Below are 12,830 nucleotides of genomic sequence, written 5' to 3'. Positions count from 1 at the left end.
CCTCCCCGAAGACCTCGGATGTTTGAGTGTTAGTTGACAGAGTGCCATGTTTCGAGCTGAGGAGGCGCGGTGACCCACGGTGTCGCACTACAAAGAGTGGCACTCCACACCCGGTTGAAGCCGGGCAAGGAGGCCGAATACGAGTCGGTCCACGCCGTCATCCCGCCTGACCTCGACGAAGCGCTGCGCGGTGCGGGTGTGCGTTCGTGGCGGATCTGGCGCGACGGTCTCGACCTGTTCCACGTGGTGGAGGTCGAGGACTACGCGAAGATGCGCGCGGCCCTGCGCGAGCATCCGGCCAACATTCCCTGGCAGGCCAGGATGTCGGAGCTGCTCGACGTCGAAGACGACTACTCGGGCGACGATTCGGGCCTCGGCCTGGTTTGGGAGCTTCCGTGAAGATCTCCCTGTCCCCACTGGGGCTCGGCTGCGCGCAGCTGGGCAACCTGTACCACGCCATCACCGACGAGACGGCCGAAGCGACCGTCCGGCAGGCGTGGGACGAAGGCATCCGGTACTTCGACACCGCCCCGCACTACGGTCTCGGCCTGTCGGAACGGCGGCTGGGCGAGGCGCTTTCGGCCTGCTCCCGCGCGGACTTCGTGGTGTCGACCAAGGTCGGCCGGGTGCTGGAACCGAATCCCGCCGGCGCTTCGCGCACCGACTCGCAGGGTTTCGTCGTCCCCGCGGCCTACAAACGACGCTGGGACTTCAGTCGCGACGGGATCCTCCGGTCGCTTGAGGACAGTCTGACGCGCCTCGGGCTCGACCGCGTGGACGTCGTCTACGTGCACGATCCGGACGAGCACTTCGAGGACACCGTCAACGGCGCGTTCCCCGCGCTGCTCGAACTGCGGGAGCAGGGCGTCATCGACGCCATCGGGGCCGGGATGAACCAGGCGCCGATGCTCGCGGAGTTCGTCCGCCGGTTCGACCTCGACGTGATCCTGTTGGCCGGGCGGTACACGCTGCTCGACCAGCCCGCACTGGACGATCTCCTGCCGCTGTGCGTGGAACGCGGTGTGGACGTGGTGGTCGGGGGCGCGTTCAACGCCGGGATCCTCGCCACCGCGTCGCCGGGCACGATGTACGACTACGCCGAGGCCCCGGCCGAACTGGCCGAGCGGGCCCAGCGGATCGCCGAGGTCTGCGAGCGGCACGGCGTCGAACTGCCTCAGGCCGCGCTCGGTTTGCCCGCCGCGCATCCGGCGGTGGTGTCCGTCGTCGTCGGCGCGCACGATCCCGGCCAGGTCCGGCTCAACGCGGAACGGTTCCGGCGCCCGGTGCCGCGCGAGTTGTGGACGGACCTGATCCGTGCGGGACTGTTGCGAGAGGACACCCCGCTGCGGCCGGAAGGACAGTCGTGATCGACGCGCACCACCACCTTTGGGATCCCTCGCGGCGGCACTACCCGTGGATGACGGGTACGGCGCTGGAACCGATCCGTCGTCCGTACACAGTGGACGATCTCCGGACGGTGACCAAGGCGGCGGGGGCGAAGGGGACCGTGCTGGTGCAGACGGTCTCGTCGGAGGAGGAGACGCACGAGTTCCTCGCCACCGCTCGTGCCGAACCGCTGATCGCGGGTGTCGTCGGCTGGACCGACCTCACCGCCCCCGACGTCGCGGAGCGTGTGGCCGCGTTTTCCGGCCCCCTGGTGGGAATCCGGCATCAGGTGGAGGACGAACCGGACCCTTCCTGGCTGACGCGGCCCGACGTTTCGCGTGGTCTCGCCGCGCTCGGTGAGGCCGGGCTGGCGTACGACCTGCTGGTGAAGCCGCCCCAGCTCCCGGCGGCCCTCGCGGCGGCTTCCGCGCTACCGGACCAGGTCTTCGTGCTCGACCATGCCGCGAAGCCGCCGATCTCTTCGGGGGAATGGCAGCCGTGGGCGGACGGCGTCGCGGCGTTGGGGGAGCTGGACAATGTGTACTGCAAGCTCTCGGGGCTGGTGACCGAGGCGGACTGGGCACAGTGGAAGGTCGGACATCTGGCGCGCTGGGCCGAGCACGTGCTGGAGTCCTTCGGGGCTTCGCGACTGATGTTCGGCTCCGACTGGCCGGTCTGCGAACTCGCGGCCGCGTACGAAGTGGTTGTGGACACGGCCTTTTCGCTGACGGGTTCGTTGAGCGACGCGGAGCGGTTGGAGTTCTTCGACGGCACCGCGCGGCGGGCGTACCGCCTCTCGTGAGTGGTAAAGACGGTTCTAACCGGACTTACCACTCACGAGGTAAGTCCGGGGAGAAGAAGAAAGTGGGCGGCGCGGGGTCCGGGCGCCTGCGAACCGCCGATCGACGACCTGCGGCAGGGGGAGAAAAGATCAGAACTCGTCCTGCTTGACCATCGTCCGCAGGCGGGCCAGCGCGCGGTGCTGCGTCACGCGCACGTTGCCGGCGGAGATCCCGAGAGCCTCGGCGGTTTCGGCGGCGGAAAGGCCGACGGCGATGCGGAGGGCGAGAATCTCTTGCTGCACCCGGGGAAGGGTGGAGAGCAGACGGCTGAGCCGGGCGCCGAGGTCCAGGTGCAGAGCGTGCGTTTCGGGCTCGTTGTCGCCGATGGGCCGTTCCGGGAGTTCCGGTACCGGCTCCGACCGGTCGCGGGAGACCGCGCGGTAGGCGTCGGCGACCTTGTTGGCGGCGATCGCGTGCACGAGATAGAGGAACGAACCGCCGCGGTCCTGGTAGCCCGGCAGTGCCTTCAGCACGGCCATGCAGACTTCCTGCGCGACGTCGTCCGCCGACAGGTAGGACAGATCGCGGCCGCCCATCCTGGCGCGGCAGTACCGGACCACGACAGGGCCGATCATCCGCAGCAGTGCCTGGATCGCGGCGGGATTCCCGTCGCCCGCGTCTTTGACGAGGGGGTCGAGATCCTCCTTCGTCAGCCGTCCGCCCGGTCGAGGCAGGTTCTCCGGAGTCGTGTATCCGGGAACCGCATCGGGGGTGACGGATCTGGACGCGCTGGAGATGGTTTGCATGGTCGTCCTCCCCGGCCGACCCTGCGACCGTCGCTGTCGAGGGGTCAACACTCCGTAACGATTCAAGGCGGCAGATGCTCCGTAAGATCAGATTCACCTGCCGCCGATGCGACGCAGCGTAATCGTAGGCGCCGATCGGACGGCAGTAAAGATTTCAACTAGAGATAGCCCATTCGACGGAGTCGGCTTAATACAACCGAGACTCTGCGTCGCGAAGAAGGCGGCCGCGATCGCAGGATGTGCGCGGCCCTTAGCGCACCGCGATCAAAGCGACCGCCGTCGCTACGACGAGTGCCGACGCGGTGACAGCGAGGGCTGGGTTAAGAGGTTTCGGGGTGTCCGCCCCGCGCAGTGCCCGTTCACGGATCGAGCCGATGGCGACCAGGACGGCCACCATGACGCCCGCGACCACGACCGGGATGACCGCCGTCCCCCAGCCCTGCCGGGCGGCCGTGTGCAAGAGCAGGAGTGTGCAGGCAGTAGCCGCGAGCGCTGTCCGGCGCCAGGCCAGCCCGGTCCGTTCCGCTTGCGCTCCGTGATCGCTCACGTGCTCTTCACGTTCACGAGAAGACCACCAGGGCCGCGGCGGTCAGGGTGATCACGAGGATTCCGGCCGTCAGCAGGACCAGCAGCCCGCTCTTCGGCAGCGGCCGTCCCTCGCGCATCGCGCTCTGGACCTGCCGCCAGCGCGGATACGCGGACGCCGCGAGGACGGCTGCCAGCACGACGCACAGTCCCGCGAGGACGGTGCTCAGCGCGCTCGGGTCGGGAACCAGCTGATGGACGGCGACGCCGCCGGCCAGCAGGCCCAGCGCCGTCCGGAGCCAGGCGAGGAAGGTCCGTTCGTTGGCGAGGGTGAAGCGGTAATCGGGTTCCGAACCACCTTCGTGCGGTCCGTTGATCTCTGTCACCCGACGAACACTAGGCGCTGCGTCGCGCGAAAACCCACCAGCGAAGGACTGCGAAGCGCGCGATGCCGCCCACAACGCTGGCCGCGAGCAGAGCGCCTGTCTGCTCCAGTGCGGTCGGCTCGGTGATCACCGCGTCGAGTGACGCGAGCACGATCGAGCCATAGACGGCGTAAAAAGCGAACGTCATCAGGTCCTGGAAGTGCCGTTTGCCCGGGTGACTCTTCCGGGTGGCGAAGGTGACCCGGCGGTGGAACTCGGTGTTCCCGACGGTCGTGACCGCGAGCGCGACCAGATTGGCCACCTGGGGGCCGAGGATCGGCTGCAGGACGAGGAACAGCACCGCCTGCAGGCCGGTGGCGACGACACCGGCGACGACGTACCACGCGGCATGGTGGCCGAGCTCGTGGTGCCGTTCCGGCGCGCGCCGGATGATCCGGTGCCCTGGCGCCCACCTGGTGGTGGTCATACCGACGACGCTACTCCTTGTTTCACAAACTTGTGAAGCCAGTAAACCCGCTGGGGGCTGTGATCCCCGCGACAGCGTCCGTCGCCGTTTGGTCGTCGGCGCCATCGGGTAGGCCACAAGGGCCGGGTCGAGTACAGCACGTCCCGGCCGACGTCCGATGAGGAGCCGGACATCGGCTGAAAATGATCTTCACTCAGACGGCAGGCCATGCCGAGACCCCCTAGCGTGGTCCGTCAAGTGCAAGACCGCGACGAAGGAAGGGCAGAGATGCTTACAGTCACCGAAGCCGCCGCCGAGGCGATCACCGCACTGACCGGGCAGGAAAACGGACAAGACGGAGGCGGGCTGCGTTTCGCGATGCATTCCCAGCAGGGGGACAGTCCCCAGCTCGCGGTTTCCGTCGCCCCCGAACCGGAAAGCGGCGACAAGGTGCTCGGCGCGGACGGCGGCCCGAAGGTGTTCTTGGAGCCCGAAGCGGCCGCATTGCTCGATGACAAGGTGCTCGACGTCCAGCAGGACGAGACCGGCGAAGTCGCCTTCGCCGTACTCCCGCAGGCTCAGCCCCAGCCTGGCAGCTGAGCCCGGCGGGTTCAGGCTTTAAGTCCGGGCCCAGGCACGGACCAGCTCGCCGGCCCGCTCGCGCAGGAGTTCCGCCGCGTGCGCACGCGCGTGGTCGAGCGAAGGCGCGTGGTCGATCAGGGCGGCGCTGCCCACGACACCGAGGCCGGCGAGCTGGCTCTCGTCCAGCTGGATCCGCCCGGCCAGCACCATCAGCGGTACCGAGTGCTCCTGCGCGCGCGCCGCGATGCCCGCCGGGGCCTTGCCGTCGAGACTTTGCTCGTCCAGTGAGCCCTCGCCGGTGATGACGAGGTCGGCGCTTTGGATGGCGCCGGCGACCCCGGTGAGCCCGGCGATGAGCTGGAAACCGGACTCGACCGACGCGCCGAGTCCCGCGATCGCGCCTGCCGCGACCCCGCCTCCCGCGCCCGCTCCGGGAAGGTCGGAGACGTCGGTGGTCCCGGCGTTCCGCAATGCCTGCGCCCAGCGGCCCAGGGATTCGTCCAGTTGCTCGACCTCGCGCGGGCCCGCGCCCTTCTGCGGCCCGAAGATCGCGGCCGCCCCACGCGGTCCGAGCAGCGGGTTCGTCACGTCGGTGGCCACGGCGACCTCGACGGAGCCGAGCCGGTGGCGCACCGGGCCGAGTTCGGCCGACGCGACGCGGCCCAGCGTGCCGCCGCCGAGTCCGACCGGTGCGCCGAACGCGTCGAACACCCCGGCGCCCAGCGCCGCCAGCATCCCGGCGCCGCCGTCGGTGCTCGCGGTTCCGCCGACCGTCAGCACCAGCCGCCGCGCGCCGTGGTCGAGCGCGTGCGCGAGGAGTTCACCGACGCCCCAGGTGTGCGCGGCCAGCGCCACTTCCGGGCTCGGCTCGACGAACTCGATCCCGCACGCGCGGGCCGATTCGATGTAGGCCGTCCCGTCGAGCATCACGTAGCGCGCGTCGACGGTGTCGTCGAGCGGCCCGCGGACCGGGAGTTCCACGAGACGGCCGCCCGCCGCGACGAGGACGTCGAGCGTTCCTTCGCCGCCGTCGGCGACCGGGCAAGAGGAGACTTCGGCCTCGGGCAGCGCGTCGCGGACGCCGTGGGCGATCGCCTCCGCGGCCTCGACCGCGGTCAGGCTTCCCTTGAACTTGTCGGGCGCGATGACGACACGAGTCATGGACGAACCTCCGTCAGGGGGTTTCCGCCGGTGAGCACCGACGCGACGTTCTCGGCCGCGAGCACGGCCATGGCAGTACGGGTCTCGACCGTCGCCGATCCGAGGTGCGGCGTCAAGACGACGTTTTCGCGATCCAGCAGGCGCGGCTCGACCTCGGGTTCGGCTTCGAACACGTCGAGGCCCGCTCCGGCGATCTCCCCGGCTTCGAGCGCGTCGGCCAGCGCCGCCTCGTGGACGACGGGGCCGCGGGTGGTGTTGATCAGGTACGCGCCCGGTTTCATCGACTTCAGCGCGTCCGCGTCGATGAGGTGGCGGGTCTCCGGTGTCAGGGGGCAGTGCAGGGAAACGACGTCGGAGCTTTCCAGAAGTTCGCCGACGGACACGTACTTCGCGCCCAAGGTCTTCTCGACGTCCTCGGCGGCCCGCGATCGTCCTGAGTAGACGATCCGCATGCCGAAACCGAGCGCCCGCCGCGCGACCGCCTGCCCGATCTGGCCGAGCCCGACGATGCCGAGCGTCTTGTCCTGCAGGCCGGAGCCGAGCAGGAAACCCAGGTGGAACGACCACGGGGTGCGAGACCGGATCAGCCGTTCGCCCTCGCCGAGCCGTCGCGTGACCGCGAGGAGCAGTCCGAACGCCAGATCCGCGGTCGCGTCGGTGAGCACGCCGGGGGTGTTGGTGACGGTGACGCCGCGTTCGGCCAGCGCCGGGACGTCGATGTTGTCGTAGCCGACGGCCACGTTCGCCACAACCTTCAGATCGGGGCCCGCCGCGTCGGCGACCGTGCCGTCGATCCGGTCGTGCAGCATGCCGACGATCGCGGACGCGCCCCGGACGAACTCTCGCAGTTCGTCCGGCGTCAACGGCCGATCGGCGCGCGACAGCTTCACCTCCCCGGCTTCGGCGAGCACTTTCAGCGCTTCGTCGGGAATCCACCGGGTCACCGCGATCGTCGAGGTCACTCCCTCAGCCTAGTGTGCGGCAGTTGGTATCCCAAACGCTCGGATCCCCGTCATGAGGGAGGCGCTTCCCCTGCACGGGGGAGTCGTCACGGTCGGGGACCCCGGATGGTCGTAAGGGCGGAAAACCTCCGCGAGCAGGGGATTCGAGGGGTGGAAGATGAAACGATCACGAGAACTGGCGGCCGTCGGTGCCGCGATGGTCCTCGCCGCGACGCTCGTCGCGGCCGGTCCGGCGTCGGGCGCGGAAGGTCAAGGTCGTCGAATGGTTCCCGCCGGGCAGTGGGGTCAACTGAGCGGGATCGGTGCACTCGCGTAGTCCTTTTCGGACGGTGCCGGATCGCTCCCGCGAGTGCGTCAGGTCCACTGATGAGCTGAAGGGGCCCTTCCCCGCGTCTCACGCGGTGAAGGGCCCCTTCGCTGCATGTCATGCGGTGAAAGGCCCCTTCAGTCCACCAAAGAAGGAGTGCCCCGACTCGCTCGGCTGTGCTATGTTCAGATGCAGAACAAGTGTGCGCGATACGAACAATCCGGGAGTGGGGATGGCGGAGCTGCTGTCGTTGAAGGAGGCCGTGGCGCGGCTGGTGCGCGACGGGGACACCGTCGCGCTCGAGGGCTTCACGCACCTCATTCCGGTCGCCGCGGGCCACGAGATCATCCGTCAGCGCCGCACCGGCCTGACGCTGGTCCGCATGACCCCGGACATCGTCTACGACCAGCTCATCGGCGCGGGCTGCGCGAGCAAGCTGATCTTCTCGTGGGGCGGCAACCCCGGCGTCGGCTCGTTGCACCGCTTCCGCGACGCGGTCCAGCACTCGTGGCCGGTACCCCTGGAGATAGAGGAACACAGTCACGCGGGCATGGCGAATCGCTACGTCGCCGGTGCGTCGGGCCTGCCGTTCGCCGTGCTGCGCGGCTACACGGGCACCGATCTCCCCGCGCAGACCGACACGATCAAGCCCATCACCTGCCCGTTCACCGGGGAGCAACTCGCCGCCGTCCCCGCGCTCAACCCGGACGTGACGATCGTGCACGCCCAGCGCGCAGACCGGGCAGGCAACGTCCAGATCTGGGGCATCACCGGCGTGCAGAAGGAAGCGGTGCTGGCGGCGAAGCGGTCGTTGATCACCGTCGAGGAGGTCGTGGACGAGCTGGAACCCCGCCCGGGCGCGATCGTGCTGCCGTCGTGGGCGGTCACGGCCGTCGCCGAGGTTCCCGGCGGCGCGAAGCCGTCGTACGCGGCGGGGTACTACGAACGGGACAACGACGCCTACCAGGCATGGGACGCGATCGGCCGGGACAGGGAGAGCTTCACCCGCTGGCTCGACGAGCTGACGGGAGTGAAGGCATGACCGAGTACACCTCCGACGAGATGATGAGCGTCGCCGCCGCTCGCGCGCTCGGCGACGGGATGTCCTGTTTCGTGGGCATCGGCCTGCCCAGCACGGCCGCGAACCTGGCCCGCCGCGGGCACGCGCCGAACCTCACGCTGATCTACGAATCCGGCTGCCTCGGCGCCAAACCGAGCCGGCTCCCGTTGTCCATCGGCGACGGCGAACTCGCCGACACCGCCGACGCCGTGGTCAGCGTGCCCGAGGTCTTCAACTACTGGCTCCAGCCCGGCCGGATCGACGTCGGTTTCCTCGGCGCCGCCCAGCTGGACAAGTTCGGCAACATCAACACCACCGTCATCGGCCCGGACTACGCCAACCCCAAAGTGCGCCTGCCCGGGGCGGGCGGGGCGCCGGAGATCGCCGCTTCCTGCCGCGAGGTGTTCGTGGTGCTCCGGCAGAGCACCCGCACGTTGGTCGAGAAGGTCGACTTCGTGACGTCGTTCGGTCACGGCACCGGCAAGGGCGATCGCGAACGCCTCGGTCTCCCCGGCGCCGGGCCGACGCTGGTGGTCACCGACCTCGGCCTGATGCGGCCCGACCCGGAGACCGCCGAGCTCACGCTCACCGAACTGCATCCCGGGATCGAGGTCGATCAGGTCGTCGAGGCGACCGGGTGGAAACTGAAGGTGTCCGGCGACCTGGGAACCACCCCGGCGCCGACCGAGGCAGAACTCCGCATCCTCCGAGACCTCAAAAGGGCGAGCGCATGACCGACGTCTTCCTGTTCGACGCCATCCGTACCCCGTTCGGCAAGTACGGCGGCGCCCTGTCCGGGGTCCGCCCGGACGACCTCGCCGCCACCGTGCTGCGGGCGCTGGCCGAGCGCAACGACCTCGACCCGGCCACCGTGGACGAGGTCGTGCTCGGCGACGCCAACGGCGCGGGCGAGGACAATCGCAACGTCGCGCGGATGGCGGCGCTGCTGGCGGGCTGGCCGACGACGGTCCCGGGTGCGACGGTCAACCGGCTGTGCGGCTCCGGTCTCGACGCGGTCATGCAGGCGAGCCGGTCGGTCCAGGTCGGCGACGCTTCGCTCGCCGTCGCGGGCGGGGTCGAGTCGATGAGCCGCTCACCGCTGGTCATGCAGAAGCCGGAGAAGGCCTTCCCCGCCGGAAACCAGACGCTGTACTCGACAGCGCTGGGCTGGCGCATGGTCAACCCGAAGATGCCCGAGCAGTGGACGGTCTCGCTCGGCGAGTCCACCGAACAACTCGCCGAGCGGTACGGCATCGGCCGCGACGAGCAGGACACGTTCGCCGTCCGCAGCCACGTCAACGCCGCCCGCGCCTGGGACGAGGGGTTCTACGACGATCACGTCGTCCCCGTCGAGGGTGTCGAACTCACTCGTGACGAAGGCATCCGGCCGGACTCCAGCCCGGAGAAACTCGCGAAGCTCAAGCCCGTCTTCCGTCCACAAGGGACGGTCACGGCCGCGAACGCGTCGCCGCTCAACGACGGCGCTTCCGCGCTGCTGCTCGGCGACGAGGCCGCGGGCCGGCGGCTCGGCAAGGCGCCGCTGGCCAGGATCGCCGGACGGGGCGCGGCGGGCGTCGACCCCGACGTCTTCGGCATCGGCCCGGTCCGCGCGGCCGAGATCGCCTTGGAACGGGCCGGGATCGGCTGGGAAGACCTGGCGGCGGTGGAACTGAACGAGGCGTTCGCCGCGCAGTCGCTGGCCTGTCTGCGGGACTGGTCGAAGCTCGACCCGGAGATCGTCAACGTCAACGGCGGAGCGATCGCGATCGGGCATCCGCTGGGCGCCTCCGGCGGCCGGATCCTCGGCACACTGGCCCATCACCTGCGCCGCACCGGCGGCCGATGGGGGCTGGCGGCCATCTGCATCGGCGTCGGCCAGGGGCTGGCCGTCGTCCTCGAAGCCCGCTGAGCCACTGACCCGCGCCTGGAGGAGGCAGCATGTCCGCACCCGCAGAACTGAGGCTCCCGCGCTACCGGCGCGATCCGGAAGGGACGCATCCGCCGCTCGACTACGCCGGTTACCGGTCGACGGCGCTGCGGCACCCCCAGGAGCCACTGATCGTGCTCCCGCATCTGCTGACCGAGGTCACCGGGCCCGCGCTGGGGCCGGGGCGGATCGGCGAGTTCGACAACGACCTCACCCAGGGGCACGAGGGCGAGCCTCAGGGACAGCGGATCATCGTCACCGGGCGGCTGCTCGACGGCGACGGGCACCCGATCCGGGATTCGCTCGTGGAGATCTGGCAGGCGAACGCGGGTGGCCGGTACCGGCACACCGGTGACCGCTGGCCGTCGCCGATCGACCCCAACTTCGACGGCGCGGGCCGGACGCTGACCGACGGCGAGGGCCGCTACACCTTCACCACCATCAAACCGGGCGCGTACCCGTGGAAGAACCACGACAACGCCTGGCGGCCGGCGCACATCCACTTCTCCGTCTTCGGCAGCGCGTTCACCCAGCGGCTGGTCACCCAGATGTACTTCCCGGAAGACCCGCTGTTCTCGCAGGACCCGATCTTCAACTCCATTCCGGACGAGAACGCCCGGCAGCGGATGATCGCGCGGTTCGACCTCGACCGCACCGAAGCCGAGTGGGCGCTGGCCTTCCAGTTCGACATCGTCGTGCGCGGCCGCGAGGCGTCGGTCTTCGAGGACGAGGAGGACGAGCACTGATGCCGGAGACGACGCCTTCCCAGACCGTCGGCCCGTACCTGTCCATCGGCCTGCCCTGGCCGGACGGGCCGGACGTCGTTCCCGCGGGCGAACCGGCCGCGATCCGCATCCACGGCCGGGTCCTCGACGGTGCGGGCGAACCGGTCCCGGACGCGATGATCGAGACCTGGCAGGCCGACGCCGACGGCCGGTTCGACCACCCCGACGATCCGCGTGGAGCGGTCGCGAGCGGGTTCCGGGGCTTCGGGCGCTGCCCGACCGATCCCGGTGGCAACTACGAGATCCGGACGATCAAGCCCGGCGTGGTGCCCGGTCCGGCGGGTAGCTCCCAGGCGCCGCACATCGACGTCTCGGTGCTCGCCCGCGGGCTGCTGCACCGCGTCGTCACCCGGATCTACTTCGAGGACGACGACACCTCCCAGGACCCGGTGCTGGCCTCGGTGCCGGAGGCCCGCCGGGGCACGCTGATCGCCACCGCGACCGGCGACGGCTACCGGTTCGACATCCGGCTCCAGGGCCAAGGGGAAACGGTGTTCTTCGATGTCTAGCTTTTCGATGTCCGAGCCGGTGAAGGTGCACAGTGTTGTCAAAGTGCACAGTGTCGCGGAAGGGCCCGAGGACGGTCCGGTCGTGGTGTTCAGCGGGTCGCTCGGCAGTGACCACCGCATGTGGGAGCCGCAGGTCGAACCCTTGGTGGCCAAAGGATTCCGGGTGATCCGGTACGACACCCGCGGGCACGGCGCGTCCCCGGTGCCGTCCGGGCCGTACACGCTGGAGGATCTCGGCGGTGATCTGCTCGCACTGCTCGACGAGCACGGCGTCGGACGCGCTCACTTCGTCGGGCTCTCGCTCGGCGGGATGACCGGGATGTGGCTGGGCGTGAACGCGCCGGACCGGATCGAGAGCCTGACGCTGTGCTGCACGTCCGCGAAACTCGGGCCGCCGCGGATGTGGGCCGACAGGGCGCGGACGGTCCGGGAGAACGGCACCGGCTCGGTCGCCGAAGCCGGGGCCGGCCGCTGGGTGACAGCCGGTTACGCCGCCGCCTATCCCGAGCAGGTCGCGTTCCTGCGCGAGATGATCGCGAACGTCCCCGCCGAGGGGTACGCGGCGTCCTGCGAGGCCATCGAACGGATGGACCTCGTCGGTGACCTGCCCAAGATCTTGGCGCGGACCCTGGTCATCGCCGGGGCCGAGGATCCGGCGACCCCGGTCCAGCACGCCGAGGTGATCGCGGACGGCATTCCGGACGCGCGGCTCGAGGTCGTCGAAGGCGCCGCGCATCTGGGGAGCTTCGAACAGCCGGAGCGGTTCACCGCGCTGATCCTCGAACAACTGGAAGTGGCCCGATGAGCGAAGACCCCTACGAGACAGGCATGCGGGTGCGCCGCGAAGTCCTCGGCGACGCGCACGTCGACCGCGCGGTCGCCCGCACCACCGAGTTCAGCCGCCCGTTCCAGGACTACATCACCCGGGGCGCCTGGGGTTCGGTCTGGTCGCGCGACGGACTCGACCGCAAGACCCGCAGCTGCGTCACCCTGGCCGCGCTCACCGCGCTGCACGCCCACGACGAACTCGCCATGCACGTCCGAGCCGCCGTCCACAATGGACTCACCGCGCAGGAGATCTCCGAGGTCCTGCTGCACACCGCCGTCTACGCGGGCGCCCCGGCCGCCAACGCGGCGTTCGCCGTCGCCCAGCGTGTGCTGGCCGAACTCGGTGAGCCTGCGGCTCAGGAAGAGGGTGGCGGTTAGG

At 69.8% G+C, this 12,830-nt stretch carries 18 protein-coding genes; 12 read left to right on the top strand and 6 right to left on the bottom strand.

The window, feature by feature from the left end; genetic code table 11:
• The first annotated feature begins 96 nt into the window (after window positions 1-96).
• Genes BKN51_RS24080 through BKN51_RS24070 form a run of 3 tightly spaced genes read left to right on the top strand, consistent with a single transcriptional unit; the run spans window position 97 to window position 2,188 of the window.
• Entirely contained in the window at window positions 97-399 is a 303-nt protein-coding gene (locus BKN51_RS24080; protein ID WP_101609752.1) for an L-rhamnose mutarotase, read from the top strand.
• The gene (locus BKN51_RS24075; protein WP_101609751.1) at window positions 396-1,367 is read left to right on the top strand and encodes an aldo/keto reductase; all 972 of its coding nucleotides are present in this window, start codon (window positions 396-398) and stop codon (window positions 1,365-1,367) included. Before BKN51_RS24080 ends, BKN51_RS24075 begins: the two co-directional genes overlap by 4 nt.
• Window positions 1,364-2,188: an amidohydrolase family protein gene (locus tag BKN51_RS24070; RefSeq protein WP_101609750.1), complete on the top strand. Its 825-nt coding sequence runs from the start codon at window positions 1,364-1,366 to the stop codon at window positions 2,186-2,188. Before BKN51_RS24075 ends, BKN51_RS24070 begins: the two co-directional genes overlap by 4 nt.
• A 129-nt stretch (window positions 2,189-2,317) precedes the next feature.
• Here BKN51_RS24070 and shbA read toward each other — a convergent pair whose 3' ends face one another.
• From shbA to BKN51_RS24050, 4 genes are all read right to left on the bottom strand, one after another.
• Window positions 2,318-2,974, bottom strand: coding sequence for an RNA polymerase sigma factor ShbA (shbA, locus tag BKN51_RS24065; RefSeq protein WP_168214378.1), 657 nt, complete (start codon window positions 2,972-2,974; stop codon window positions 2,318-2,320).
• Between the two features lie 250 nt (window positions 2,975-3,224).
• Window positions 3,225-3,521, bottom strand: coding sequence for a DUF202 domain-containing protein (locus tag BKN51_RS24060; RefSeq protein ID WP_101609749.1), 297 nt, complete (start codon window positions 3,519-3,521; stop codon window positions 3,225-3,227).
• A 13-nt stretch (window positions 3,522-3,534) separates the two neighbouring features.
• A complete protein-coding gene (locus BKN51_RS24055) occupies window positions 3,535-3,885 on the bottom strand; it encodes a YidH family protein (protein WP_101609748.1) in 351 nt (116 codons plus the stop codon).
• Between the two features lie 10 nt (window positions 3,886-3,895).
• Window positions 3,896-4,351 carry a GtrA family protein gene (locus tag BKN51_RS24050; protein ID WP_101609747.1) on the bottom strand — a complete coding sequence of 152 codons (456 nt, stop codon included), beginning with the start codon at window positions 4,349-4,351 and terminating at the stop codon, window positions 3,896-3,898.
• A gap of 267 nt (window positions 4,352-4,618) precedes the next feature.
• Between BKN51_RS24050 and BKN51_RS24045 the strand changes: the two genes are divergently transcribed.
• Entirely contained in the window at window positions 4,619-4,930 is a 312-nt protein-coding gene (locus tag BKN51_RS24045; protein WP_005153325.1) for a hypothetical protein, read from the top strand.
• A gap of 18 nt (window positions 4,931-4,948) precedes the next feature.
• On the opposite strand, the gene BKN51_RS24040 is transcribed toward BKN51_RS24045, so the two are convergent.
• On the bottom strand, window positions 4,949-6,073 hold the full coding sequence (locus BKN51_RS24040; RefSeq protein WP_101609746.1) for a glycerate kinase: 1,125 nt from the start codon (window positions 6,071-6,073) through the stop codon (window positions 4,949-4,951).
• Window positions 6,070-7,035 carry a 2-hydroxyacid dehydrogenase gene (locus BKN51_RS24035; protein ID WP_101609745.1) on the bottom strand — a complete coding sequence of 322 codons (966 nt, stop codon included), beginning with the start codon at window positions 7,033-7,035 and terminating at the stop codon, window positions 6,070-6,072. The genes BKN51_RS24040 and BKN51_RS24035 overlap by 4 nt, the downstream gene beginning before the upstream one ends.
• A 157-nt stretch (window positions 7,036-7,192) precedes the next feature.
• On the opposite strand from BKN51_RS24035, the gene BKN51_RS43270 reads away from it, so the two are divergent.
• From BKN51_RS43270 to pcaC, 8 genes are all read left to right on the top strand, one after another.
• Entirely contained in the window at window positions 7,193-7,351 is a 159-nt protein-coding gene (locus tag BKN51_RS43270; RefSeq protein WP_158255739.1) for a hypothetical protein, read from the top strand.
• A 223-nt stretch (window positions 7,352-7,574) separates the two neighbouring features.
• Window positions 7,575-8,384, top strand: a complete 810-nt coding sequence (locus tag BKN51_RS24030; RefSeq protein ID WP_101609744.1) for a CoA transferase subunit A — start codon at window positions 7,575-7,577, stop codon at window positions 8,382-8,384.
• Complete coding sequence (locus BKN51_RS24025; RefSeq protein WP_101609743.1) at window positions 8,381-9,136, top strand: CoA-transferase subunit beta; 756 nt, start codon at window positions 8,381-8,383, stop codon at window positions 9,134-9,136. The genes BKN51_RS24030 and BKN51_RS24025 overlap by 4 nt, the downstream gene beginning before the upstream one ends.
• Window positions 9,133-10,311 (top strand): thiolase family protein, encoded by a 1,179-nt coding sequence (locus BKN51_RS24020; protein ID WP_101609742.1) that lies wholly within the window; start codon window positions 9,133-9,135, stop codon window positions 10,309-10,311. Before BKN51_RS24025 ends, BKN51_RS24020 begins: the two co-directional genes overlap by 4 nt.
• Before the next feature lie 29 nt (window positions 10,312-10,340).
• Window positions 10,341-11,075, top strand: a complete 735-nt coding sequence (gene pcaH / locus BKN51_RS24015) for a protocatechuate 3,4-dioxygenase subunit beta (RefSeq protein ID WP_101609741.1) — start codon at window positions 10,341-10,343, stop codon at window positions 11,073-11,075.
• Complete coding sequence (gene pcaG, locus BKN51_RS24010; RefSeq protein ID WP_101609740.1) at window positions 11,075-11,623, top strand: protocatechuate 3,4-dioxygenase subunit alpha; 549 nt, start codon at window positions 11,075-11,077, stop codon at window positions 11,621-11,623. The genes pcaH and pcaG overlap by 1 nt, the downstream gene beginning before the upstream one ends.
• On the top strand, window positions 11,616-12,428 hold the full coding sequence (gene pcaD, locus BKN51_RS24005; protein ID WP_233223007.1) for a 3-oxoadipate enol-lactonase: 813 nt from the start codon (window positions 11,616-11,618) through the stop codon (window positions 12,426-12,428). The genes pcaG and pcaD overlap by 8 nt, the downstream gene beginning before the upstream one ends.
• On the top strand, window positions 12,425-12,829 hold the full coding sequence (pcaC, locus tag BKN51_RS24000) for a 4-carboxymuconolactone decarboxylase (RefSeq protein WP_101609738.1): 405 nt from the start codon (window positions 12,425-12,427) through the stop codon (window positions 12,827-12,829). The genes pcaD and pcaC overlap by 4 nt, the downstream gene beginning before the upstream one ends.
• Window position 12,830: the final 1 nt, after the last annotated feature.

It is taken from the genome of Amycolatopsis sp. BJA-103, from assembly GCF_002849735.1.
Classification (GTDB): domain Bacteria; phylum Actinomycetota; class Actinomycetes; order Mycobacteriales; family Pseudonocardiaceae; genus Amycolatopsis.
Note: the sequence above shows the minus strand (reverse complement) of the source record. Positions and strands in the feature narration are given on the sequence as shown.